The sequence below is a fragment of the Leeuwenhoekiella blandensis MED217 genome (genome assembly GCF_000152985.1).
Taxonomy (GTDB): Bacteria; Bacteroidota; Bacteroidia; order Flavobacteriales; family Flavobacteriaceae; genus Leeuwenhoekiella; species Leeuwenhoekiella blandensis.
In genome coordinates this window covers 1,648,933-1,675,861 of record NZ_CH672395.1, presented here as the reverse complement: position 1 = coordinate 1,675,861, position 26,929 = coordinate 1,648,933, and the positions used below count along the sequence as shown (strand labels likewise).

19 protein-coding genes are annotated in these 26,929 nt (G+C 40.4%); 6 read left to right on the top strand and 13 right to left on the bottom strand.

Annotation, left to right across the window (positions count from 1 at the left end; all coding sequences use genetic code 11):
* Positions 1 to 99: 99 nt before the first annotated feature.
* Positions 100 to 942 (top strand): alpha/beta hydrolase, encoded by an 843-nt coding sequence (locus tag MED217_RS07245; RefSeq protein WP_009779842.1) that lies wholly within the window; start codon positions 100 to 102, stop codon positions 940 to 942.
* Here the strand turns inward: MED217_RS07245 and MED217_RS07240 are convergent.
* Positions 939 to 2,627 (bottom strand): carboxypeptidase-like regulatory domain-containing protein, encoded by a 1,689-nt coding sequence (locus MED217_RS07240; RefSeq protein WP_154648918.1) that lies wholly within the window; start codon positions 2,625 to 2,627, stop codon positions 939 to 941. The genes MED217_RS07245 and MED217_RS07240 overlap by 4 nt on opposite strands.
* Positions 2,628 to 2,698: 71 nt before the next feature.
* Positions 2,699 to 4,393, bottom strand: a complete 1,695-nt coding sequence (locus MED217_RS07235; protein ID WP_009779840.1) for a carboxypeptidase-like regulatory domain-containing protein — start codon at positions 4,391 to 4,393, stop codon at positions 2,699 to 2,701.
* A 238-nt stretch (positions 4,394 to 4,631) separates the two neighbouring features.
* Between MED217_RS07235 and MED217_RS07230 the strand changes: the two genes are divergently transcribed.
* Positions 4,632 to 6,056: an amidohydrolase gene (locus MED217_RS07230; RefSeq protein ID WP_009779839.1), complete on the top strand. Its 1,425-nt coding sequence runs from the start codon at positions 4,632 to 4,634 to the stop codon at positions 6,054 to 6,056.
* 57 nt (positions 6,057 to 6,113) lie between these two features.
* Here the strand turns inward: MED217_RS07230 and MED217_RS07225 are convergent, their stop codons facing one another.
* From MED217_RS07225 to lon, 5 genes are all read right to left on the bottom strand, one after another.
* Positions 6,114 to 7,544 carry an NAD-dependent succinate-semialdehyde dehydrogenase gene (locus MED217_RS07225; RefSeq protein WP_009779838.1) on the bottom strand — a complete coding sequence of 477 codons (1,431 nt, stop codon included), beginning with the start codon at positions 7,542 to 7,544 and terminating at the stop codon, positions 6,114 to 6,116.
* A gap of 170 nt (positions 7,545 to 7,714) precedes the next feature.
* Positions 7,715 to 8,884, bottom strand: a complete 1,170-nt coding sequence (locus tag MED217_RS07220; RefSeq protein ID WP_009779837.1) for an MFS transporter — start codon at positions 8,882 to 8,884, stop codon at positions 7,715 to 7,717.
* A gap of 24 nt (positions 8,885 to 8,908) precedes the next feature.
* Positions 8,909 to 9,604 carry a (d)CMP kinase gene (gene cmk, locus MED217_RS07215; RefSeq protein WP_040533331.1) on the bottom strand — a complete coding sequence of 232 codons (696 nt, stop codon included), beginning with the start codon at positions 9,602 to 9,604 and terminating at the stop codon, positions 8,909 to 8,911.
* A 35-nt stretch (positions 9,605 to 9,639) separates the two neighbouring features.
* On the bottom strand, positions 9,640 to 10,659 hold the full coding sequence (gene porQ, locus MED217_RS07210) for a type IX secretion system protein PorQ (RefSeq protein WP_009779835.1): 1,020 nt from the start codon (positions 10,657 to 10,659) through the stop codon (positions 9,640 to 9,642).
* Between the two features lie 114 nt (positions 10,660 to 10,773).
* Positions 10,774 to 13,224 (bottom strand): endopeptidase La, encoded by a 2,451-nt coding sequence (gene lon / locus MED217_RS07205; RefSeq protein WP_009779834.1) that lies wholly within the window; start codon positions 13,222 to 13,224, stop codon positions 10,774 to 10,776.
* Between the two features lie 227 nt (positions 13,225 to 13,451).
* On the opposite strand from lon, the gene MED217_RS07200 reads away from it, so the two are divergent.
* From MED217_RS07200 to MED217_RS07185, 4 genes are read left to right on the top strand one after another with little or no spacing between them, the layout of a single operon-like run.
* Positions 13,452 to 14,009 (top strand): RNA polymerase sigma factor, encoded by a 558-nt coding sequence (locus MED217_RS07200; RefSeq protein ID WP_009779833.1) that lies wholly within the window; start codon positions 13,452 to 13,454, stop codon positions 14,007 to 14,009.
* A gap of 2 nt (positions 14,010 to 14,011) precedes the next feature.
* A complete protein-coding gene (locus MED217_RS07195) occupies positions 14,012 to 14,563 on the top strand; it encodes a hypothetical protein (RefSeq protein WP_009779832.1) in 552 nt (183 codons plus the stop codon).
* Positions 14,544 to 15,647, top strand: coding sequence for a hypothetical protein (locus MED217_RS07190; protein WP_009779831.1), 1,104 nt, complete (start codon positions 14,544 to 14,546; stop codon positions 15,645 to 15,647). Before MED217_RS07195 ends, MED217_RS07190 begins: the two co-directional genes overlap by 20 nt.
* 18 nt (positions 15,648 to 15,665) lie before the next feature.
* Positions 15,666 to 16,394, top strand: coding sequence for a head GIN domain-containing protein (locus tag MED217_RS07185; protein WP_009779830.1), 729 nt, complete (start codon positions 15,666 to 15,668; stop codon positions 16,392 to 16,394).
* 57 nt (positions 16,395 to 16,451) lie between these two features.
* Here MED217_RS07185 and MED217_RS07180 read toward each other — a convergent pair whose 3' ends face one another.
* From MED217_RS07180 to MED217_RS07155, 6 genes are all read right to left on the bottom strand, one after another.
* Positions 16,452 to 17,783, bottom strand: coding sequence for an MFS transporter (locus tag MED217_RS07180; RefSeq protein WP_009779829.1), 1,332 nt, complete (start codon positions 17,781 to 17,783; stop codon positions 16,452 to 16,454).
* Between the two features lie 81 nt (positions 17,784 to 17,864).
* On the bottom strand, positions 17,865 to 18,677 hold the full coding sequence (locus MED217_RS07175) for a M48 family metallopeptidase (RefSeq protein WP_009779828.1): 813 nt from the start codon (positions 18,675 to 18,677) through the stop codon (positions 17,865 to 17,867).
* A gap of 91 nt (positions 18,678 to 18,768) precedes the next feature.
* Positions 18,769 to 21,162 (bottom strand): glycoside hydrolase family 31 protein, encoded by a 2,394-nt coding sequence (locus MED217_RS07170; protein WP_009779827.1) that lies wholly within the window; start codon positions 21,160 to 21,162, stop codon positions 18,769 to 18,771.
* Positions 21,163 to 21,383: 221 nt separating this feature from the next.
* Entirely contained in the window at positions 21,384 to 23,306 is a 1,923-nt protein-coding gene (gene glgB / locus MED217_RS07165; protein ID WP_009779826.1) for a 1,4-alpha-glucan branching protein GlgB, read from the bottom strand.
* The gene (locus MED217_RS07160) at positions 23,299 to 24,936 is read right to left on the bottom strand and encodes a phosphotransferase (RefSeq protein ID WP_009779825.1); all 1,638 of its coding nucleotides are present in this window, start codon (positions 24,934 to 24,936) and stop codon (positions 23,299 to 23,301) included. The genes glgB and MED217_RS07160 overlap by 8 nt, the downstream gene beginning before the upstream one ends.
* Before the next feature lie 32 nt (positions 24,937 to 24,968).
* Positions 24,969 to 26,903, bottom strand: coding sequence for an alpha-1,4-glucan--maltose-1-phosphate maltosyltransferase (locus tag MED217_RS07155; RefSeq protein WP_009779824.1), 1,935 nt, complete (start codon positions 26,901 to 26,903; stop codon positions 24,969 to 24,971).
* Positions 26,904 to 26,929: the final 26 nt, after the last annotated feature.

The window sequence follows — 26,929 nt, the reverse complement described above, 5'->3', positions numbered from 1 at the left end:
TTCATTTTAAATCCCTCATCCTTTTGGGTTTCCAACCGTTGTCAAAAGGAGTGCAAAATTACATAAACTTTTCTAATTTTCTATTCTGAAATAAAAAATATGTTAGCAGAAAAATCCAGCACTACATTTACAGGGCAAACCGCTAGACATGAACTCTTTGGAAAGGTCTGGAAAGCTCCTGATCAAAAAGCCGTGGTTTGCATCATTCACGGTTTTGGAGAGCATTTAGGAAGGTATACACACGTCGCCGAATATTTTAATGCAAAAAATATCACCTGTTATGCAATAGATTTACCCGGTCACGGAAAATCTAACGGTAAACGTGGTGTGGTACGCTCCCTACAGGATTTTATTCTTGCAGTGGACTTTATTTATGAAAAAGCGTTTGAAGAAAACCCGGGAACACCGGTGTTTTTATACGGTCACAGTATGGGCGGCGGTATCGTATTACGCTACTTATTGATGACCGCGGTACCACCCGCAGGAGCTCTCGTCACTTCGCCCTGGTTAAAGCTGGTTAAGAATCCCGGAGCATTGCAAATAATTCTAGGAAGAATGGCTTTGACCTTTGCTTTAAACCCTGTGCAAGAAACGAAACTCGACCCTGCAGATCTTTCTAGGGATACCGAAGTTGGAAAAGCCTATAAAGAAGACCAACTCGTGCACGGCAAAGCTTCTTTAAAACTATTTTTTGGGCTAAATGACAACGGTGTTTATCTTATGGATAGAACTTTTGATTTTAGAACCAAAGTACTTTTAGCTCACGGTACCGAAGACAATATCACAAAATTTAAAGCTTCAAAAACTTTGGCTTTACGTCATCCCGATCAAATCGATTTCAAACCCTGGGAAGGTTTACGACACGAAACGCACAACGAACTCAACAAAGAAGAAATTCTTGAGTTTTATAGCAATTGGATTCTAGATCGCGCGAATTCTTAATAGCGTAAATTGCGGTTATTCAATTTGAGCAGTTGCATTTTTATATTTTGTCGGGTTAATTTAAATAGCTCAACCTTTTGTTTTTGATTGGGCTGTTGCCAATTGTAATAGGTTGTCACTTTCAAAAACGTAGGTTGAAACTGCTTATTCCCAAAATATTTGAGATTCACCAGCCAATCACCAGAACCTAGATCATCGATCAAAAATTCTTCTGAAGTATAGCCTTTGAGCTTTTCGTCTCTTATGCGTTCAGGGTTTTGCTCTAAGGTGTGATTCACCACATAAGGCTGATTTTGTGGATTTACAAATTCAAGTTCAAATTCGGCTTCAGAAGTGTTCCATTCAAACACTAATCGAACGTCGTATGCGAGTTCGCTTTTATTTTCAGGGAGGGAGAACTTAGCATCTGCATCGATCTTGTCTTTATGCTGAAAGTACAAAGCTTCCATCTCCCGATAAACAATCGCATCTATTCCTGTGCCGCTTAAACTGTCTGTGGTATTCATATAGCCCATATACATCAACCAGGCTTTTTGATAATTTTCAGCAGCGGCAAACGAATTGCCTAAATCCCGATACGATTGCGCATATTGTGGTCGCAGTCTGAATATCTTCTTATAAACCGAAAGTGCTTTTTCACGATCAGCGTTTGCTTCATAGGTATATGCGAGTACCTTCAGTGCTTCGGCATTGGTTTCAAAAGCGGTTTCCATTTCGCTTAAAACCGAATGTGCTTTATCGGTAGCTTTTTTATCATAAAAGTACTGAGCAACATCTGCATAAAATGCTACGTCTCGTGCATTAGTGACCAACGCTTCTTTATAAATAGTAAAAGCTTCCTCCAGCGTATTTGAATTTTCTAAATCTTTTAGATAATCAGGAGTTACTGTAATTAGGTTTTCTACAGCTACAGCGTCATCTGAATAAACCTGTTGATTTCCGTAGGTCTTGTTGACTTTTTCTTTACGCTGTGCAAAATAAGCACCTTTAGTACGTACTATAATTACGCCACCTGAAGCCATATTGCCATACCTATTGACCTGACTTAATGATTTCAAAATTAGAATATCTTGAACATTTGAAATATCAATAAATGGAGGCTCTTTATAAATCATTCCATCTACATCCCAAATGGCTGGTACATTATTATTTATAGAATTACCCGATCTAATATAAATCTCCCCTTCACTATTTACTTCGAGTCCGGCTGCTCTGCCATCAATAGCCCTAGAAATATCTACTGCAGCTTGATTCAAACTTGCTCCTTTTAAGTATGCCGAAGATCCACCGGTGCTTATATACCCCATTGCTGTGGGCATTCTCCTAGGTTTGCCATAAGGGCCATATTCTTCTTCAAAATCTCTTTGATTCTTATTTTTGGCGGTAACCGTCACCTCATCAAGATCATTAACCTCGGGCAGCATTTTTACATTGAGCGTTCTAGTAACGTCTTCTATGATGATTGTTACGGTTTGAAGACCAACATAAGAAAATTGCAATTCTTTCCGAGGTGTGACTTCAATAGTGTAATAACCTTTACTATCTGTTGCGGTCATTAAATCGGTATCTACGACAGCCACTTTTGCATTGACCACCGGTGTACCAAAACTAGTAACATAACCACTTACCTCTTGTTTGGTTTGTGCAAATGCTTGCATAGAAAACATGAGTAAAAATATTCCCATTTTGGTTATTACGAATGACCTTTTGTTTTTTGCTGACATATAACTTATTATGTTTTAAGCTTTAAATTAGACTATATTCTCAAACCCCTGTTATTCAATTTGAGCAGTTGCATTTTTATGTTTTGTCGGGTTAATTTAAATACCTCAACCTCGTGTTTTTGAGTAGGCTGTTGCCAGTTGTAATAGGTTGTCACTTTCAAAAACGTAGGCTGAAACTGCTTATTCCCAAAATATTTGAGATTTACCAGCCAGTCACCAGAACCTAGATCATCGATCAAAAATTCTTCTGAGGTATAGCCTTTAAGCTTTTCGTCTCTTATGCGTTCAGGGTTTTGCTCTAAAGTGTGACTCACTACATAAGGTTGATTTTGCGGATTCACAAACTCGAGCTCAAATTCGGCTTCAGAGGTGTTCCATTCAAAAACTAATCGAACGTCGTATGCGAGTTCGCTTTTATTTTCAGGGAGGGAGAACTTAGCATCTGCATCGATCTTGTCTTTATGCTGAAAATACAAAGCTTCCATCTCCCGGTAAACAATCGCGTCTATTCCTGTGCCGCTCAAACTATCTGTGGTATTCATATAGCCCATATGCATCAACCAGGCTTTCTGATAATTTTCAGCAACAGCAAACGAATTGCCTAAATCCCGATACGATTGCGCGTATTGCGGTCGCAGTCTGAATATCTTCTTATAAACCGAAAGCGCTTTTTCACGATCAGCGTTTGCTTCATAAGTATATGCCAGTACTTTCAATGCTTCGGCATTGGTTACAAAAGCGGTTTCCATTTCGCTTAAAACCGAATGTGCTTTATCGATAGCATTTTTATCATAAAAGTACTGAGCAACATCTGCATAAAATGCTACGTCCCGTGCATTAGTGACCAACGCTTCCTTATAAATAGTAAAAGCTTCCTCCGGAGTATTTGAATTTTCTAATTCTTTTAGATAATCAGGAGTTACTGTGATTAGACTTTCCATTGCAATAGCGTCATCTGAATAAACCTGTTGATTTCCGTAGGTCTTGTTGACTTTTTCCTTACGCTGTGCAAAATAAGCTCCTTTAGTACGCACCACGACAACTCCGTTTCTCGCTCTTGAGCCATAACGATTGGTCAATGACAAAGACCGAAGCACCATAACATCATAGACTTCAGAAACCTGAGGTAAAACATCACGAATATCATAATTTGTAGGATAAAATTGATTTCCATCAACATCCCATAACATTACTTCAGGAAGCGAAATTGTAGCACTCTTTCTTAGCATGACTCTACCACCAAGTGCAATAGTCAAGTCACGGGCAGCAAGATTTAAATCTTTCCCTTTAACATAGCTCGTTGAACCATTTTGAGTAAAAATTGGTCCCATTGAAGTGGGCATCCAAATAGGTTTGCCGTCTTCTCCTAACTCATCTGAAAAAGCCTCTATTTTTTTGACCTTTTCTTTAACCGTCACCTCATCAAGATCATTAACCTCGGGCAGCATTTTTACATTGAGCGTTTTTGTCACATCTTCTATTATGATCGTTACAGTTTGAAGCCCAACATAAGAAAATTGCAATTCTTGTCTTGGTGTGACCTCAATAGTATAATAACCCTTACTATCTGTTGCGGTCATTAAATCGGTACCCACGACAGCCACTTTTGCATGGACCACCGGCGTACCAAAACTGGTAACATAACCACTAACCTCTTGTTTGGTTTGTGCAAACAAACCATATGAAATTCCTAAAAACATCAAGAAGTAAACAATAAAAGCTCTCATAGCAAACTCAATTTTCACAATTACAGTAAGTTATATAAAAATATCAGTTAAAATATAATGTTGCTGCAAGAAATTGAACTTCAACAAGAAATTTAGAACATTGTCAAAATCAAATCTCAATTTTAGAGATTCTCCCATTTATAGATCGATATTTTAGAATTCAGCATAAATTCTTGTGTTGCCACAGACTAGGTCTGATTTTACTAACTTTAAAAGCACTAACTAAAATGTTTTATGTATGAATACAAAAATTACATTGCTATTCCTTTTGGCAGGAATAGTTGCCTTCGGGCAAAAAATCCCCAAAGACAAAAAGCAGCTTATTGCTTCTGTTGAAAATCACAAAGAGGACCTGATTTCAATTAGCGACAAAATCTGGGCAAATGCCGAAATCGCTTTTCAGGAAACCGAATCTTCAAAACTACTTGCCGATTATGCCGAGGCAAACGGTTTTACCGTAGAACGTGGCGTTGCTAATATTCCTACCGCATTTATTGCGACCTATGGAGAAGGAAAACCCGTAATAAGTGTTCTGGGTGAGTTTGATGCCCTCCCGGGAATTTCTCAAAAGGCTCAACCTACAAAAGAACCTCTTGAAGCAGGTGCTGCAGGTCACGGTTGCGGTCATAATCTCTTTGGGACCGCAAGTCTGGGCGCAGCCATTGCTGTTAAAGAAATGATCGAAGCAGGTGAAATTAAAGGTACTGTAAAATTCATAGGTACTCCTGCTGAAGAAAAGTTCTTTGGAAAACTATGGATGCTCGAAGCAGGGGTTTGGGATGATGTAGATGTTAATGTTAGCTGGCACCCTTCTGCAGATACCAAAGCAGATGTGCAAAGTTCGCTGGCTATGGTTGACTTTATCGTTGAGTTTAATGGACAAGCGGCGCATGCTGCGGCAGATCCGTGGAATGGGCGCAGTGCTTCTGATGCATTAGAGTTGTATACCACCGGAATCAATTATTACCGTGAACATATAAAACCTACGGTTCGCATTCATTATCATATTCAAGACGGTGGTCAAGTAGTTAACGTGGTGCCTGATTATAGCAAACTTTGGGTACGCGTGCGCAATACCGATACCAAAGGAATGCTTCCGGTTTTTGAACAGGTAAAGAAAATGGCAGAAGGTGCTGCGATTATGGCAAATGTAGATTACAAATATTCGCTTGTTTCCGGTATACGTGAAACTTTGGTAAACAGAACCGGCGGAGCTGTAATGCAAGAGAATCTAGAACTTTTAGGACCATTAGAATATACGGAAGAAGAAATCGCTTTTGGTAAGAAGATTCAAGAGATAACCGGTAAACCTCAGGTAGGAATGGACAGCAAGATCTATCCTTTTGAAGAAACCAGAGAGAATCCCGGCGGCGGCTCTACAGATGTTGGTGATGTGAGCTGGAATGTGCCTAATATTAATCTTGGAGTAACCGTTGCGCCTAAAGATACGCCTTGGCATTCTTGGGCGGTTGTCGCCTGCGGCGGAATGTCTATAGGCCACAAAGGAATGGTAATGGCTTCAAAAGCTATGTCGATGACGATGTTTGACCTTTTTGACGATGCAAAACTTGTTGAAGAAGTAAAAACTGAATTTAAAGAACGAAAAGGTGACGACGTTTATAAAGCGATGATCCCTGACGGACCACCACCAATTGGTAACTAAAAAGAAAATCCCCGTTCATCACTGAACGGGGATTTTTATTTAAATTAATCTCTTCACCTAGCTGTTGAGTCTCATAATTGCCTTTTCATTAACAAATTCTTTGACTCCAAAGCCTCCGTGCTCTCTACCATATCCTGAAGCTTTTACGCCACCAAAAGGCATATTAGGCTGAGCAACACCAAAACTGTTGATGAACACCATACCGGTATCGAAGTGATTTTTAGCCAATTCGAATGCTGCTGCTTCATCTTTAGAGAAGATTCCGCCACCTAATCCAAAACGGCTGTCATTTGCGATACGCATAGCATCTTGATTATCTTTTGCTTTGATTAAAGATGCAACAGGACCGAACAACTCATCATCATATGCAGGTTGACCGGGTTTTACATTTCCTAACACCGTTGCAGGATAAAAGTAACCGTCACCCTCTGGCAACTCACCTCCACATAAAATTTCAGCGCCATTGGCGACACTTTCTTTTAATTGATTGTGCAACTTCTCACGTAAGTCTTTACGTGCCATCGGTCCTATGTCTACAGTATCATCCGCAGGATCACCGAATTTAATTTCTTTCATTCCGGCAACGAACTTTTCTTTGAATTCGTCGTAGACTTTTTCAGTTACCACAAAACGTTTAGCAGCAACACAAGTCTCCCCGTTGTTATAAATTCGTCCTTTAATACTCCATTCTACCGCAGTATCTACATCAGCGTCGTCTAGAACTAAATACGCATCGTTAGATCCAAGTTCTAAAACTGTTTTCTTTAAAGCTTTTCCGGCTTTTTCGCCAACAACTTTACCCGCTGCTCCGCTACCCGTCAAGGTAACTCCGCGCACTAAATCATTTTCAATGATCGCATCAGATTGTTCGTGCGAAATTCTTAGCACAGTAAAAATGTTTTCAGGTAGGCCGGCCTCCCGTATGATCTTATCAATTAATAACGCTGAACCGGTTACGTTTTCAGCGTGCTTTAATAACACGCCGTTTCCTGCCATCAAGTTGGCAATCGCATAACGAATTACCTGATAGGTTGGAAAATTCCAAGGTTGAATTCCGTAGATGACTCCAATAGGCGCATTTGTAATAAGTCCTTTACCGCCATCGGGCAAGGTGCGTTCTTCATCCTTCAATACTTCGGGTCCATTTTTCGCAGTGTATTCACAAATTCCTACACATAAATCGACCTCTTGTTCTCCCTGACTGGTAAGTTTCCCCATTTCCTGGGTCATCAATTTTACCAGTTGGTCTTTGTGCTTGCTTAAGCTTTCACCTATTTTATTAATAAATTCTGCACGCTTTTCTAATGAAAAAGTCTTCCACGTCAAAAAAGCTTGATGTGTTGCTTTAACAGCTTCACTGGCTTCTTGATCAGTCATCATTTTGTAACTGTTGAGCGGCTGTCCTGTTGACGGATTTATAGTTTGAATCGTATCACTACTTGAAGCTTGCTCTGTCGCAGTGAGCTTCTCTAAAACATCTGTACTCATAATTCTTCTTTTAAATAGTTTTCGGCATTGCTTACTATCAAGCAGCCGAGCAATTTTTATTTTAAAGTTAATGAGTAGCCTTGGTCAACCAAGTGGTTTTAGTAAAGCCTTAAGCACATCTTATGGGGAATTTAGCATATGAATCTTCAAATAAAGTCAAAAGGCAGGATTTAGCGTTTATGCTTCCACTGAAATAATAACTGAAGTATGATGATCAAGATGGAATAACCCAATCCCAAAGTCGCAACACCCGCCCATTGATAATGCTGCCAGGCATAAGCTCCAGAAACAGTACCAAGTGCTCCACCTATAAAATAAATGACCATATAAATGGTATTTACGCGATTGCGCGCTTCAGGATTCTGTTTAAAAATAATGTTCTGATTGGTCACGTGCAGGCATTGCAGTCCAAAATCAACAGCCAAAACGCCAATGACTAAACCGAGTATAGAAGTTCCGCTAAACTGAAAAACAATCCACGAGAGCACTAAGATGCCTGTAAAGAGATAGATGAGTTTTTTAGAATTGTATTTATCATTCAGTTTTCCTGATAGTGTTGCGCCCAGCGCTCCGATCATCCCTAAAACCCCAAAAAGTCCCGCAGCGCCACTTCCGTAGCCAAAATTGGTTTCCATAAGAAACACCAGCGTCGTCCAGAATGCGCTAAATCCTGCAAACCCCAAAGCTCCTCGTAGCGCAGCAATTCGTACTTCGGGCTTTGTTTTTACGAGTTGTAGAAGCGACTGCATCAACTGCGCATAGGTTCCTTTAAAATTGGTAGCCACGTCAGGCAGTTTGAAATAAATTAAGGCCGCATAAACAAGCATTATCACAGCGGCTACATAATACATAAAACGCCAGCCAAAATATTCTCCAACCATTCCGCTAAGAAAACGGCTTCCTAAAATCCCGATAAGCAAACCGCTCATCACAATCCCAATGGCTTTACCTCGATTTTCTTCGGTAGCGAGTTGGGCAGCCATCGGCACAAACAATTGCGGCACTACAGATGAAAAGCCTACGCAAAAGCTAGAAACGGTTAATATAAACAGTGAAGGCGCTATAGCGGTTACCAATAACGAACTAATTATCGCCACAAAGTCTATTAAAATGATGTTCCTTCTTGAAAACTTATCCCCTAACGGAATGATAAAAAGCAATCCAAAAGCATAACCCAATTGTGTCGCCAACGGAATATTACTCACTTGCGCTTCGGTGACCGAAAAAGTTTTGGCCATTAAATTAAGAAGCGGCTGATTGTAGTAATTATTGGCTACAACAAGACCTGCTCCTGCAGCCATCAAGTAGAGTAGCCCACGATCGAGTTGGGTAGCTTTCATTAAAAATTGAGGGGTTTCAAAAGATTAGCATCTACCGTAGATACGGTCTTTTGCAAGTTGTAAAAGAATATGAAACTGATCTTCAATATTGGTATGCGTGTTATCTAGCAGAATGGCATCTTCTGCCTGCACAAGTGGAGAATCTTCACGAGAAGTATCTAATTCATCACGCTTCTGAACATTCTCTAAAACCGCCTCATAGCTTACCTCATCGCCCTTGGCTTTGAGCTCTTCATAACGACGGCGGGCACGCTCATCTGCAGATGCAGTCATAAACACTTTCAATTCTGCATCGGGAAATACCACAGTCCCAATGTCGCGACCATCCATCACAATACCTTTTTCTTTGCCCATCTCGTGTTGCTTCTGCACCATGAGTTTGCGCACTTCAGGAATCGCAGCGATCTGACTCACAAAGTTGGAAACTTCTAAGGTTCTGATCTCTCGCTCTACATTTTCACCATTTAAATATACATCTGCGATCCCGGTTTCTGCATTCATCTGAAACTTCACCGAAACCATAAACAAATGTCTAATCAATCCTTCTTTATCAAAATGCCCATCTTTTATAAAAAGCTTCCGCATTGCATAAAGCGTTACGGCACGATACATTGCTCCGGTATCTACATAAACATACTCGAGTTCTTTGGCCAGCATTTTTGCAACGGTACTTTTTCCTGTAGAAGAAAAGCCGTCTATGGCGATGGTGATTTTTTTCAAATGATTCAAGTTGAAGGTTAATGGTTTTGGAACCATCAGTTTAAATCTACATTTAAACCAAAAAATCCCGAGCTTGCAGCACTGTTATAACGCGCGTAGCTGTAACTCAAGCGCAATTTATTAAACTTCACAGAGAAACCGGCACTTAGACCTGCAAAACTACGCTGGTCTACAATGCGTAATTCTTCCGCTCTGCGCACACTATACCCTAAACGAATATTGAAGCCTTTATCGGGAAATAACTCTGCTGCAAAAATCATATGGCGGAGTGCTTCATCAAAGAAATTGACATTTTCTGGTGTAGTAGTTCCATTTAAATCTGAAGTTGCCCGCGCCGGATTTGCAAATGCCAGATTCCAATTCTGTAGATTTTCTAAGGTGAAATGCCACCGAAGCGGAACGTGTTCTAACTTTTGAGAAATGCCCAGATCAATTTCCAGCGGTAATCGCTCATACGTCACATCATAAGCCGTAAACTGCGTCCCGATATTGCGCACCACTCCGGCGATATTCAGTTCCAGTTCGTCATTCACATAGATAAATCCCAGATCTAACGCGCCACCCAACGAAGTGTACTGCTCCAATTTTGAAGAAATCAATTTAACATTGGCTCCGACAAAAAAATCTGTTCGCGGAATATTAAAAGCATAACCTGTAGAAAACGCCACTTCTCCCCCACTAAAGTCTGCTGTTGCATTACCGCGCTCATCATAGCCTTCAAAAGTTCCATAATTCACATAGGTTACTCCTGCGTGAAAAACACCGCTTCGGCGATCGTATTCATAAGCATAACCTACGGTCCCATAATTTACATCGGCCAGATAATTGACATAATTCAGCGAAAGTTGATTATGCATCTCCGGATTTATCGTCGCCGGATTGAACAATCCACTCGTGGGATCGTAACTATAATCGGTGAGTAATTTACCGCCTAAAGCGGCTTGTTTTGGTGAAGAAACCAAATTTAAAAACTGATAGGTAGCGCGACCGCCCAACTGTGCCCAAAAATTGAAGCTTGTAAACAAGGCTAAAATTAAAAGTAGCTTTTTTACCATATCAAATCACCAAAAACCCTAAACGCAAAACGCTTACAAGTATACTTTATTTCTTACCCATTAAAAAACCCACTCCGTTTTTGAAGTGGGTTTCAATTTATAGTTTAAAATCTATTAAAGAGCTTTTGCGTGCTTTACCTTTTGATTGGTAAGTGCAATATCGAGCACTTCGCTCATATCATTTACATAATGAAACGTAAGTCCTTTTAGATAATCCTCGTTGATCTCTTTAATATCGCGCTCATTTTCTGCACACATAATGATCTCTTTGATGTGTGCACGTTTGGCTGCAAGAATCTTTTCTTTAATTCCGCCTACCGGAAGCACTTTACCACGTAATGTGATCTCACCGGTCATCGCAATACTTTTCTTCACCTTACGCTGGGTAAACAAAGAAACCAAAGAAGTTAACATGGTGATCCCGGCACTTGGTCCATCTTTAGGCGTTGCTCCTTCAGGTACGTGAATATGCACATTGTACTTTTCAAACACTGTTGGATCCAGCTCAAGACGCTCGGCATTTGATTTAATATATTCCATTGCTAAGGTCGCACTCTCTTTCATCACTTTACCCAGATTTCCGGTAACGCTAAGGTTGCCTTTTCCTTTAGAAAGTATAGATTCTATAAAGAGAATATCACCGCCTACTTGCGTCCAGGCCAATCCGGTTACGACACCTGCGACATCATTGTTTTCATATTTATTACGTTCTAATTTAGGTGAACCTAATACCTCAACAACGGTATCGTTATCAACTTTGACTTTGTATTCCTCTTCCATCGCAATATTTTTGGCCGCGTAACGCACCATTTTTGCGATTTGTTTTTCTAAACCACGCACACCGGATTCTCGCGTATAACCTTCAACAATTTTTTCTAACTGAGGCTTTGCGATCTTCAATTGATCTGCAGTAACGCCATGTTCTTTCAATTGCTTCGGAAGTAGGTGACGTTTCCCAATTTCTACTTTCTCTTCGATGGTATAACCGGTAACGTTAATGATCTCCATACGATCACGCAACGCCGGCTGAATGCCTCCTAGATTGTTTGCCGTAGCGATAAACATCACTTTAGAAAGATCAAACCCAAGTTCTAAGAAATTATCGTGAAACTCTGCATTTTGTTCAGGATCTAATACTTCAAGCAAAGCCGAAGAAGGATCTCCCTGATTGCTATTGCTCAACTTATCGATCTCATCTAAAACAAATACCGGATTGCTGGTTCCTGCCTTTTTCAAATTCTGAAGAATTCTACCCGGCATCGCTCCGATGTAGGTTTTACGGTGTCCACGGATTTCTGCTTCGTCACGTAAACCACCCAAACTCATACGTACATATTCGCGTCCTAGCGCTTCGGCAACCGATTTCCCTAAAGAAGTTTTACCAACTCCCGGAGGTCCGTAAAGACATAAAATAGGAGACTTCATATCGTTACGCAGTTTTAATACTGCGAGATATTCAATAATTCGCTTCTTAACATCATCTAATCCGTAATGATCGCGGTCAAGAATTTTCTTAGCACGCTTTAAATCAAATTTATCTTTGCTGAATTTATTCCAAGGAAGGTCAAGAAACAGATCCAGGTAATTACGTTGAATGCTGTACTCTGCAACCTGCGGATTCATACGTTGCATCTTAGCCAATTCCTTTTTGAATTGCTTGCCAACCTTCTCATCCCACTTCTTCTTTTTGGCACGCTCACGCATTTCTTCGATCTCATCTTCTTGAGAAACACCACCCAATTCTTCTTGAATGGTTTTCATTTGCTGATGCAAGAAATATTCACGTTGCTGCTGACTCATATCGTTATGCACCCGGCTCTGAATATCATTTTTCAGCTCCAGTTTTTGCATTTCGGTATTCATGTAGCGCAACGTCTGCAAAGCACGTTCTTGAAGATCATTGATCTCTAATAAACCTTGTTTTTCCTCAACTGTTAAGTTCATATTAGAACTCACAAAATTGATCAGGAACGACTCGCTCTCGATATTTTTGATCGCAAAACCGGCTTCACTAGGAATGTTGGGCGATTGCTTGATGATCTGTAGCGCCTGTTCTTTAATAGAATCAATGATCGCTTTAAACTCTGCCGAATCCTTCTCTGGTCTGGTTTCTGAAACCTCGCGTACCGTGGCAACCAAATAGGGTTTTTCGGTAATCACTTCAGCAATATTGAAACGCTTCTTCCCTTGAATGATTACAGTTACATTTCCGTCAGGCATTTTTAAAACACGTAAAATACGCGCCACCACACCTGTGGTATTGATATCGTCTGCCGAAGGATTTTCTACCTCACCATCCTTTTGAGAAACAACACCTATAATTTTTGAACCTTTATTCGCCTCGTTGATCAAGTCGATAGACATATCGCGACCCGCGGTGATAGGAATCACAACACCGGGAAATAACACGGTATTTCTTAAAGGAAGTATAGGTAAGGTTTCGGGTAATTCTTCTCTGTTAATCTCATCTTCATCTTCAGGAGTCATTAGCGGAATTAACTCAGCATCACCTTCAAAGTCCTGCAGTGACAGATTGTCAAGATTTGTAAATTTTGTTCTTGCCATATTTTTTAACGCCACATTGTCATAAATTCATTCACATAGAAAACAATGTGATCTTTTTTATTTGATTTAAACCCTTTAATGATGGGCTTTTAAGCTGTTTTATATCTTTCTTATAGTGTATAATTCAATTCTTATGCCACCTTAGTTTTTAAAGTAGGTGGAAAAAAATTACTTCAAACTGTAACAAACCACTTCCCAACGTATCTTTATACTGAAGCATTAACCTATTGAATACTACTAACCATCATATTGATCTGCTTTTAGAGCAATGTAAAAACGGAAATCAGCAAGCACAGCTTACGGTTTATAAAAGGTATTACAAAGCTATGTACAATACTTCGCTACGTATTGTAAAAGATAGCGCCGAAGCCGAAGATGTCATGCAAGAATCGTTTTTAAGTGCTTTTACAAAGCTTGAATCGTACAGCGGCGAAGCGACTTTTGGGAGTTGGTTAAAACGTATCGTTGTCAATAACAGCATCAGCAGTTATAACAAACGTGCCCGACTCAAAGAAGACGATCTCGATGATACGCTTTACAAGCTGGAAGAAGATCAAGGCATTACCGAATGTGACACTAACCAGCTCGAGGTGCAACGCGTTTTACAAACGATGAATCATCTCAAAGAAAACTATAGAATGGCGCTTACACTAAATCTGATCGAAGGTTACGATTATGAAGAAATGAGTGACATTCTGGGAATAAGTTATGCCAATTGCAGGACAACGGTTTCCCGCGCAAAAGAAAGTTTAAGAAAAAAATTGAGTGAGTTAATCACCGAATAATTATGAAAACGAATCTAGAAAACTGGTTTGAAGAACAGCGCGACTGTTTTGACATTGCCCAACCGGACGATGGTCACGAGCTGCGCTTCTTAAACAAACTCAAAGAAAATCAAACAGAAGAAAAGCCTGTCAAAAAGCTAGACTGGTGGAAACCTTTGGCTTCTGCTGCAGCTATTTTATTAGTGGTCTTTGCAGGATACGCTACCATTAAGCCCGCAAAAGGCGGTGCTGAATTAGCAGCCGTTTCCCCAGAAATGGCAAAGACTCAGGATTTCTTCACAAAAGCAATTGAGGAAGAATTGTATAACATTAACGAGGCCCGAACTCCAGAAACTCAAAAACTGGTAGAAGATGCTCTTGTTCAGCTTGAAATTCTAGAAAAGGATTACAAACAACTTACCGAAGACCTCGCCACCAGCGGTGAAGACAAACGGGTGATCTACGCGATGATTTCCAATTTTCAGGCACGCATAGATCTATTGAATACTGTTTTAGAAGAAATTGAATCAATCAAAAAAATTAAAAACGACGTATATGAAGACCAATTACTATAAATATCTCTTTCTTTTTCTAGTTACCAGCGCGGTAACTTTTGCAAACGGCAGCGATCCTGACCGCTTTAAGGGCAGATATACCAAAGAAAAGAAGATCAATAAGCAATATAATGTGAATGCCAACGCCTTGCTTAAAATCAATAACAGCTACGGCAATGTTGATGTCATTTCTTGGGATCAAAACCAAGTAGTTATCGAGGTTCATATCAAAACCAACGGTAATGATGAAGACAAAGTGATCAAAAAACTTAATCAGATCGAAGTAGAATTTGAAGCTTCTACAGATATGGTTTCTGCACGCACAGAAATTGAAAGTACAAGTAGTTCGTGGTGGAGCAGCTGGACTTCTGGAGGGAATAATGTAAATATGGAGATCAATTACAAGATCAAAGTGCCGGTAACCAACAAAGTTGATCTCAGCAATGATTACGGCGGAATTTCAATCGACAAGATCAAGGGACAGGCTAAAATATCCTGCGATTATGGACATCTGGACCTGGGCGAATTGCTTGCAGACAACAACCAATTGAGTTTTGATTACACAAACAACTCCAATATCGCTTATATGAAAAGCGGAAAGATACGCGCAGACTACAGTGCCTTTACATTAGAAAAAGGAGAAAATATTGTGCTCAACGCAGATTATACCAAGTCAAACTTCGGAAGCATTAAAAACCTGCAATATTCTTGTGATTATGGTGCGGTAACGCTCGACGAAGTAAACAATCTACAAGGAAACTCAGATTACCTAAGTGTCAAATTGGGTAAAATAAATGGAAACCTGGATTTAAGTATGGATTATGGTTCACTACGTATTGATGAGCTCACTGCAAATGCCGGTAATGTGCGTATCAATACAGAATATGCAGGAGTCAAAGTAGGTTACAACGCTGCTTATAACTTCAACTTTATCATTAAGCTGGATTATGCCGGACTCAACGGGGAAGATGATTTTGAGATCACAAAACGCCAGATCGAATCTTCAGATAAGTATTACGAAGGCTACTACGGAAGTTCTTCAGCAAAAAACAACTTAAGCATCAACTCAGAATATGGAGGTGTAAGTTTTTATAAAGTCAATTAATCACTAATCAATCAAAAAATGAAAAAACTAGTTTTAATCTTAAGTATCGCGTTGCTTTCAACATCTGTCAATGCACAATGGTGGGGCAGTAAAAAAGTAAGCGGAAATGGTAATACCGTAACCGATACGCGTAATGTAAGCGACTATGACGAAGTAGGTGTTGCAGGCTCTTTTGATGTCATTCTTGTCGCCGGAGCAGAAGGAAAAATCACCGTAGAAGCTGAAGAAAACCTTCAGGAGTATATCATCACCGAAGTCAAGGGAGACAAACTCAAAATCTATATTGAAGATGGTGTAAGCTTAAGAACAAGCCGTAACAAAGACATCATCATAACCGTTCCCTTTACCGATCTTGAAAAGGTGAGTCTTGCAGGAAGTGGAGATGTTACTACAAAAGATGTGATCAATGCTCAGGATTTTAAATGTTCGGTTTCTGGTAGCGGCGATATGGTTCTTGAAGTTAACGCTCAGGATATAACCGCAGCTGTTGCAGGAAGCGGTGATCTTTCTCTTAGCGGAAGCACTCAAAAATCAAGTTTAAAAGTCGCAGGAAGCGGTGACGTACACGCTTCTAATCTAGAAAGTATTGATGTAGAGGCCAGCATTGCAGGCTCTGGAGATATCAGTGTATACTGTAAAGGAGGAACATTAAAAGCTACAGTAGCAGGCTCTGGAGATATCGTGTATTCCGGAAAACCTGATAAAGTAGATTCTAAAGTAGTAGGCTCAGGAAGTGTGAGCAATTAAGCATATGTTCATCAATCAAATCTGGAAAATGGCTGTCTCAAAAGGGTAGCCATTTTCTTATTCTGCCTGTTCCACAATACGCTTCCGCGGAACAAAAAACAATAGAATTACTCCTACGATAAAGAATACAATAAAGAACAAAATCGCATTACGTATGTTGTATTGGTCAGCGATAAATCCATAAGTAGACATCCCGATCACAATTCCTATTTTTTCTGAAACATCGTAAAAGCTGAAATACGAAGCGGTATCCTTCTCCCCTTCCGGAATCAATTTTGAATACGTAGAACGCGACAACGACTGAATCCCGCCCATTACGAGACCAACAAAAGCAGCGGTAAAATAAAACTGAAACGGAGTGGTGATCGTATAGGCATAAATACAAATCGCGATCCAGATGCAATTGATCACGATCAAGGTTTGAATATTGCCAAATTTCGCTGAAGCTTTTGAAGTAAGCCAGGCACCAAGAACCGCTACCAACTGAATCAACAAAATACTTACGATAAGTCCGGTGGTGCTGTCAGTGGTTCCCCAATCCAATTCTTCGATCCCAAAATAAGTGGCGATAAGCATTATCGTTTGAACCGCCATACTGTAAACAAAAAATGCACTCAGATAGGTGCGCATCGGTTTATCTTCTTTCAGCTTTCTCCATATTTTACGAAGTTCTTTAAAACCGCTGAACAGTACATTTTTGGTCAATTTTTCCTTCTTGTTTCCCTTAGGTAAATAATAGTAAGTATACTGACTAAACCCTATCCACCACAATCCGGTAAGTACAAAAGACAATCGCGTAGGCAAGCCTTCATCTTCAAAACCAAAAGTATCATACATTAAGATCATCGCTAGACAAACGATGAGTAAGATCACGCTACCTATGTATCCTAAGGAATAACCTTTTGCACTAATTTTATCTTGTTGATCAGGGAAAGCGATATCCGGTAAATACGAATTATAAAACACCAAACTGGCCCAAAATCCTATCAAAGCGAGAAAGTAGCACAGCAATCCAAACCAGAGATAGTCCATATTAAACCAAAAGAGACCTATACAAGAAAGCGCGCCCAGGTAGCAGAAAAACTTCATAAAAGTCTTCTTATTCCCTACATAATCGGCGATCCCGCTCAAAAACGGACTTAAAAAAGAAACGACCAAAAAAGCCGCGGCAGTCACATAGCTAATGAGCGTATCATTGTTAAAATCGAAGCCTAGAAAGTTTACCGTGTCATCCAATATCTTTCCATCTTCATCTTTTACAAGCGTGAGTGCTCCATAAAAAATAGGAAAGACAGCAGAGGCGATCACCAGGCTGTATACTGAGTTTGCCCAATCGTAAAATGCCCAGGCGTTCAAAAGTTTTTTACTTCCTTTAGGTAAAGCTTCCATAAACTAAGGTTGTTATTGAAATGTCTAAAATAAGAAAGCCGCTTCAATGAAGCGGCTTTTACTTTTTATTTTTCCGTTATCCTACTTAAAAGAGGTAACTCCGAATTTCTTTGCTTCAGCTGCTGCACGTGGAGCAATTTGTTGTAACGCTTGAATACGTGTATCTGGTGAAGGGTGTGTACTCAATAACTCGCTTGGTGCAGAACCGCCTTGCGCTTTCATACGCTCCCAAAGTTTAGGAGCTTCATAAGGGTCATATCCTGCAATAGCGGCGATAATAGTTCCTATTTCATCAGCTTGGCTTTCGTGACTTCTGCTAAAAGGTAAAATACCTCCTACCGTACTTGCCACACCATAATACTGATTAAAAAGTTGTCCTGCTCTAGAATCTCCTAGCGCGATGCCCCCCGCAGCTCCAACGATCTGTTGACCTTGCTGAGCTGTCATACGCTGTGCCCCGTGATTAGCTAAAGCGTGCGCCAATTCGTGCCCTAAGATCATTGCTAAACCGGTTTCACTTTGTGCCACCGGTAAAATTCCTGTGTAGACTACAATTTTACCACCTGGCATACAAAAAGCATTTACGGCCTCATCTTGTACCAAATTATATTCCCAACGATATTCATCCAGATAATTAGGATAACCCAATGCAGTCATATAACGTTCTGCAGCTTTTGCTATATTGTTACCTACACGCTGCACCATTTGAGCTTCGGCAGTACCTCTCACAACTGTATTTTCTTCTAAAAATTGATTGTATTGCTGAAAAGCCATCGGGAAAATGGTTTCATTGCTATAGGCATTTAGGGTTTTCTTTCCGGTAAACGGACTGGTTTTACAACTTACAACCAGAAATATGGTCGCTAATGCGACAAGTATTTGTTTTGATTTCATTTTAATCTATTATAGGTTAGTGAGTTGAAAATACAAATTCTACTCATCGGTATTTTAACAATTAGCTAAACTTTAGTACAAGTTGTGAAAATTATCCTATCATATGCACCACTGAAAAATCCTTCGGAAGTTTTAGAATTTTATCCTCCTTATCCAGATTATTCAAGTCGTATGCCACATTATCGACTGTGATTTTCTTTATTCTAAACGGCAGACCAATTAAGTTAAGTTTAATAGCTTCATATTCCGTTTCAAAAGTCCCGGTCTTAAACTGCTGAATGCTTAAATCTTTAGCCTTACCGGTAAGCTTAAAGTTTCTTAGGCTGTAACGCCCTTTTTTATAATCATAACCATCGCGGGCATCTTCATAAACACGAGATTCAATGGTATCTTCTGCATAATAAACATCAAGCTTCAGCTCTTCAATTTTCTTCTCGCCAACGTATTGCTGCACCGGATATCGCGGAATAATCGCTCCTTCTTTAACAAAAATTGGAATGGTGTCAAAATCTGCATCTACCCAAAGTTCGCGCCCTCCTTCTACGACTTCATTATTCCAGTAATCGTACCAGCGACCACGCGCCAGATACATACGACGTCCTTTAGAATTAGGTTCTAAAATAGGACAAACTAAAATATGGTTTCCGAAGATGAATTCATCGGTACGATAATGGGTATGCACATCGTCTTGATCGTAATATACAAGCGGTTTTAGCATAGGAATACCTTCTGTTGCATACTCATAAAACGCAGTATATAAATACGGAAGCAAGGTATACCGCATTTCTATAAACTTGCGGGTAATGTTAGTTACCTCATCATCAAAAGACCAAGGCTCCTGATCCCCGTGATGTCCACTTGAATGTACTCTGCAAAAGGGATGAAAAACCCCAAGCTGAATCCAGCGGACGAACAGTTCTCCGGTAGGTTGTTCTGCAAATCCGCCGATGTCTGTTCCTGTAAAAGACATTCCGGAGAGACACATACGCTGCACTTGGTTATTGGCGATCCAAAGATGCTCCCAAGTTGCTACGTTATCTCCGGTCCACGACGATGTATAGCGCTGCGCGCCACTGTATGCTGATCGGGTGATCACCAATGGACGCTTAGGATACACATAGCGTTTTACACCTTCATAGGTCGCACGTGCCATTTGTGTCCCATAAATATTGTGTGCTTTGCGATGACTGCAAGGATGTCCATCATAATCGTGACGCACATCGTCAGGAAACGTTTTTCCGGGGACTTCCATTACGGCGGGTTCGTTCATATCATTCCAAACCCCACGTACACCAATGTCGTGCACCAATTCTTTAAACAGGTCTGCCCACCACTCACGCACTTCAGGATTGGTATAATCTGGGAAAGCGCATTCGCCCGGCCATACCTTTCCTACCATATCTGGGCCATCTGCACGTTTACAGAAGTAATCATTTTCTAAAGCTTCGTTATACACCCAATATTCAGGATCAATTTTAATCCCCGGATCGATGATCACAATGGTTTTAAAACCGTCATCCAGCAGCTCTTTAACCATGCGCTTTGGATCGGGAAAGTATTCCTTATTCCAGGTAAAACAACGAAACCCGTCCATATAATCGATATCCAGGTAAATCCCATCACACGGAATTTTTAGATCTCTAAATTTTTGCGCGATTCCCTTTACTGTGCTTTCCGGATAATAGCTCCATTTACATTGTTGAAAGCCTAATGTCCATAATGGTGGAAGCTCCGGTTTTCCGGTAAGATGCGTATAGTTTTGCACCACTTCGCTCATTCCCGGACCATAGAGAAAGTAGTAGTTCATTTCTCCTCCCGGCGCCCAAAAACTGGTCACATCGAGACGCTCATGGCAAAAGTCAAAGCTAGATTTGAAGGTGTTGTCAAAAAAGATTCCATAGGCGTGTTTTTCTTTTAAGCCGATATAGAAGGGAACCGATTTGTAGATAGGGTCTGTATCTTTACCAAAGGCATACGAATCTGTAGCCCAATTGGTCACACGCTTTCCACGTAAATTTAAATGCACCGGCTTGTCGCCCATCCCGTAAAACGCTTCACCGGGATGTGAGCGCTTACTCATTTTAACAATGTTTCCGCCAAGGGTAAAACTTTCTTCATAATGAAAGCCTATTTCGTCTTCATTGATCAAGTTTCCTTCCCGGTCTAAAATCTTAGATTGTAAACTTATTTTTTCAATCTTGATGATAAGTTTAGCCGTGGTTACAATATAAAAGTTCTTGTTTTCAGAAAGCTCTAAATGATTGTAGCCTACGTGATTTTCAGGATCTATCGCATATGAAAAATCGTCCTCGAGAATTCCTCGGGTTCCGTACCTAAACCGTATCACGCTATCGCGTAAAACGGTAAGTTCTAAAATTACGTTGTTTTGGGTGGTAAAATATAATGTGTCGACTTCTTGCCGTACGCTCTTGATCTCGTTTGGAAATTGATTTCCTTTTTGTTCTAACTCAGTATTAATAATCATAATAGCCTGTGTAAGGATGTTAGGCCTACTAAATTAAAGGTTTCCTGAGTTAATCTAGGGCTCAAATCCAAAAGATATCAACTACAACGTTAACACCAAGCTACTTTTATTAGAACCGTCAAAAAGCTTAAGGCTATAAGGTTTATTTAAAACTAAAAGTTGGTTTCCAACGAAGGCCTCGTGGTCGACCATGGTCGGCAAACAGGCTTGCCCGATAGAACTTACTTAAGACTGAAGACCATAACCGCGAGTGGTGCCAAATCTAAAGTGATAGAGTGCTCGCGACCATTCCACGCTTCTGCTTCAACCTTCACTTTTTTACTAATGAAATCTCCACTACCGCCATATTTCTTTTCATTACTATTGAAGAGTTCTTTGAGCTTTGCTCCGGCTTTAGTTAAGGTTTCGGGTACGCCAACTTTGTAATTCTCCCGTGGCACCGGAGTAAAATTGCAGATTACTAAAACGCTATTTTCAGCCTCATATCCTTTTCTTAGATAACTCAATACACTGTTCTCACTATCAGACCATTCGATCCATTCAAACCCTTCGGGACGGAATTGACGCTCATACAATGCAGGTTGCGACTTATACAGTTTATTCAAGTCTTTTACGCATTCCTGAATTCCCGTATGAAAGTCATATTGTAGTAAATGCCAATCTAAACTTTCTTGAAAATTCCATTCGGCACTTTGCGCAAATTCCCCACCTTGAAAGATCAATTTGGTCCCGGGATGTGTGAACATATATCCAAACATCAATCTAAGGTTCGCAAAACGTTCCCACTCCGGGCCGGGCATACGATCAAAAAGTGAACGCTTCCCGTAAACAACCTCATCGTGAGAAAGCGGCAACATAAAGTTTTCTGAAAACGCATAGGTCATACTAAAGGTGATATCGTTTTGATGGTATTTACGATATACCGGCTCCTTCTTAAAATACTCGAGCGTATCGTGCATCCAACCCATCATCCACTTCATACCAAAACCTAATCCACCTAAAAACACCGGCTTAGAAACACCGGTATAACTGGTAGATTCTTCTGCGATGGTTTGTACATCAGGATAGTTTTTATAAACCGTTTTATTCAGTTCTTCAAGGAACGCAATCGCATCAAGGTTCTCTCGACCACCAAATTGATTAGGCTCCCATTCCCCGTCTTCGCGAGAGTAATCGAGATAAAGCATCGAGGCTACGGCATCTACACGCAAACCGTCAATATGGTATTGATCTAGCCAAAAAAGCGCATTACTTATTAGAAAAGCGCGCACTTCGTTACGACCATAATTAAAGATCAAAGATTTCCAGTCAGGATGCCAGCCTTTACGAGGATCGGGATGCTCATATAAATGAGACCCGTCAAAATTACCCAAGCCGTGAGCATCTTCAGGAAAATGTGAGGGTACCCAATCGAGGATCACGCCTATACCGGCTTGATGCAGTTTATCTACCAGCAGCATAAATTCTTCGGGGTAACCAAAGCGTGAAGTAGGCGCAAAATATCCGGTCAATTGATACCCCCAACTCGGATCGTAAGGATATTCCATAATGGGCATAAACTCCACATGGGTAAACTCCATTTCCTTGACATAAGCAACGAGTTCGTCTGCAAGCTCAGTATAACTCAAGCTTCGGTTCTCCTCTCCTGTTTTACGCCAAGAACCTAAATGCACCTCATATACCGAAAATGGCGTGTCTAGTGCATTATATTTTGCCCGACTCGTCATCCATTTTTTGTCTTTCCATTTATAATCTGCGGCATAGACAACCGAAGCTGTCTTGGGCGGATGCTCGGCACGACGTGCAAACGGATCGGCTTTTTCAGTCTTTACATCATTATGACTTGACTGTATTTTATACTTATAAATGGCGCCCGGCATAACCCCAGGAATAAAACCTTCCCAGATCCCACTGCCATCCCAACGCACATTGAGTTTGTGATCGCCCTCTAACCAGTAATTAAAATCCCCAACTACAGAAACCGATTTGGCACTCGGTGCCCAAACGGCAAAGTAAGTCCCCTTCTCTCCTTCTAAAGTCATGGGGTGCGAACCTAACTTTTCATACAGGCGAAAGTGTTTTCCTGATTTGAAAAGATCGATATCAAATTCTGAAAATAGGCTGTGAACGTATACGTTACTCATAATGTTGTTGGTTAAGGATGTTAGAGATGCCTTTTAATGGAATGATCGCCCATCGCGGACGCGCATTGAGTTCATAACCCAATTCATATACAGCTTTCTCTAGTAAGCAATATTGTAATAAAAATTCAATTTCTTTGATGTAGCCAATATTTAAATTGGCAGTTTGTACTTCATTGATATAGGTTTTGAGAAATACACCAATGATGTGGCTGTAAAGTACGTCTGCCACTTCAAAAAGCTCTTCAAGTTCAAAATCGTAAGACTCGTAATTATTAAAAACAGTTGCATAGATCGCATAGTTGAATGACCTAAACATCCCGGCTATATCTTTAATCGGCGGTTGTTTTACCTTACGATCACGAATGGTACTCTCCGGCTCTCCTTCAAAATCGATGATATAAAAATCTCTATCCTGAACCAGAACTTGCCCAAGGTGATAATCGCCGTGAATGCGTAAGCGCTCACTTTTGAGCATTGTTTCGTCAAAATCGAGCAGTTGTTTCCGGATGATCTTTTTCTTGCTTAACAATTCGTTGGCCAATTCAAGCTGAAGGCCTTCAAGCTTATGCAAATTATTTTCGACAAGATTGATTCTATTTTCAAATTGATAGATCAATCGGTTTTTTAACCATACAGAATAGTCGTTACTGAATGCTTGCGGAGTAAACGCTGTATTGATGCGCTCCTGACCCAATGCGATATGCATCTGTGCCGTGCGCAATGCTAACTGCGAAACATCTTCAAAAAACTCAATAGGACACCAAGCCAAGATCGAAGCAGGCACATCGGTAATTGAGATTTGCTCCAGATATTTGGTAGCCCGTAGCGTTTCTAATTTAGGTTGCTGACGCGAAAGTTCTTCAAAGATCAATTTGAGATTGTGCACAAAATATTCCCAGGCATCGCCTTCATTGGGGACCAACTCCTGCATTAAGCCTAAGGTTATCACATTTTTATCGCTAAACTTCAAAGTGATGCTTCCTAAGTATTTTGGTGTATTATTGAAAATAGCTTTAGCAGTCAGGTATTTGCTTATTTCGTAATCCGGATTTTCATCAACATACACCCTTCTGAAGATCTTCAGCATATACTTATCATTATAAATGATCGAAGTATTACTCTGCTCTACGCCCATCAAGCGGCTGCTTTTATAGCCTTTAGATTGATTAGAACGCCCTCTTCGGTAGGCGATTTCTTTGTAGCGGTATTTTTCGCCCTCAAGTATCTTTTCAAAAATCTGCTTTCTAAAAGACTCTAAGAGCAACGCATCAACCAAAAACCCAGAGGTTCCATTCAGTTTTAAATGCGCTATAAACTTATCATCAACTATTTTTTTATCGGTTACAAAAGCAATCGGTAAAAAGTAATTATGCACAAAGGCTTCTCTAAAGTTTACCTCGAGCACGATCCCGTAAAACGTATCTGAAGCGTCTTCAATAGGAAAACTGTCGATGATCTCGATATATTTTAATGCACTGGCTTTTCCACCATACCAGCGTTGCGATAGGATATAAGGCTCAAGAATATCGTCACATAACTCTTTTTTAAAACGCTCTGATTCTAAAAGGTTTTTCCAATCTGTGTCATATTTAAAAACGATGCGTCCGTCTATTTCCTGCTCCTGGTTCATGGTTGGTTGTTTTGAAGTTTTGCGTTTCTTGTCTATTTATATATCTGGAAAATATGCACCGGTAAAGCCGGATGCAACTCGACATAATTCCATTCTTGATTCCAAGTATACGTGCTGTCTGTGATAAGATCTTTTACAACCACTTGAGAACCCGGAGCAATATTTATTTTCTCATAAGGCAGTCTCAAATTACCCGCTTGTTTATAATACGGATCAAGACTTACTACAATTAGCAATTCGTTATTTTGATCTTGATCCCACTTGTAATACGCCATAAGCCCTTCGTGATGCAATTCACAAAACTGAATATTGTTGGTTTGTTGCAACGCAGGTTGTTGCTTACGTATCCAATTAATTTTGGTAATGAGACGGGTAAGTTTGTTCTCTTGATTCCAATCCCAATGGGAGATCTGGTACTTTTCAGAATTCATATACTCTTCCTTTCCGGGTACACCTTCGGTCACCATAAATTCGTAAACCGGACCATACAAGCCAATATTTGAACTCAAGGTTGCCGCCAGAGCATAACGAATAATGTGTTGTGCTTCATTGGCTCCTTGTAAATGATACGGATTGATATCTGGTGTATTGGGCCAAAAATTAGGTCTAAAGTATTCTCGCATTTTGCTTTGGGTAAGCTCGGTCATATATTCTACCAATTCGTGCTTACTGGTACGCCACGTGAAGTAGGTGTACGACTGCGAATAGCCTTGTTTTGCAAGTTGCTGCATCACCTTAGGTCGGGAAAAGGCTTCGGCCAAGAACAACACATCAGGATGTTTTTTCTTGATTTCTGCGATAAACCAATTCCAGAAGTAATACGGCTTGGTATGTGGATTATCAACTCTAAAAACCTTGACCCCAAAATCGATCCAATGAAAAGCCACACTAAGCAGTTCTTTCCAGAGGTTTTTATAATCTTCAGATTCCCAATAAAAATTGACAATATCCTGATACTTCTTTGGCGGATTCTCAGCGTATTGCATCGTACCATCCGGTCGTTTTCTAAACCACTCCGGATGTTCCTTTAAATACGGGTGATCTGGAGCTGCCTGAAATGCCAAATCCATCGCAACTTCTATCCCCAAACTTTCGGCGTGTTTGATAAGGTTTTTAAAATCTTCTTCAGAGCCTAATTCCGGGTGAATGCTTTTATGTCCGCCAAAACGTGAACCAATACCCCAAGGCACACCGCTGTCGCCTTCTTCGGCGTTGGTTGCATTATTTTTTCCTTTTCGGTTTACTTCTCCAATGGGATGAATGGGTGGAAAGTATAACGTATCAAATCCCATATTTGCTACACGCGGCAACAAACGCTCACAATCTTTAAATGTACCGTGTTGCCCGGGCTGCTTACTAGCCGATCTTGGGAAAAACTCATACCAAGTACTAAAACGCGCTTTTTCCCGGTCTACATATACCTGAAGCGTTTTGCTTTCGTGCGCAAATTTACGTTCCGGATGATCTTTGAATATGCGGTGTAAATCGTGAGAAACGGCATAACTACAGGCCTCGTCATAACGATTTTCATCCTGAAACACTTCCTTCAACATTTTTACATAGTGCTTTCCGTCTTCATCCAACTTTTTTACTACCGCATCAAGATATTGAACGCCGTCCAGCAGCTCACTTTTAATATATTGGCCGTCCTTTAATTTGGCCTCTGTACCGTGTTGCCAGTTCAATGCGTGATCTACCCACCCACGCACTTTATACTCATAAAAACCCTGCTGCTCAACAACAAAAGTCGCCGCGTAGCGATCATTGCCTTGATGCTCTAACCGCTCTGTTTTCCAAATTTTATCATGCTCGCTTTTAAAGCAAATTTCTGCATCGATCACATCATGGCCATCTCCTAAAACATCTGCAGTTACGTGTATGAGTTCGCCTACAACTCTTTTGATAAAAAAATCCCCGCCTTGAAGCTGGGGTTCTACATTCTCTATAACAATACGTTCTCTAGTCAAGGGTGTTAGTTTTTTATTGGCACCGC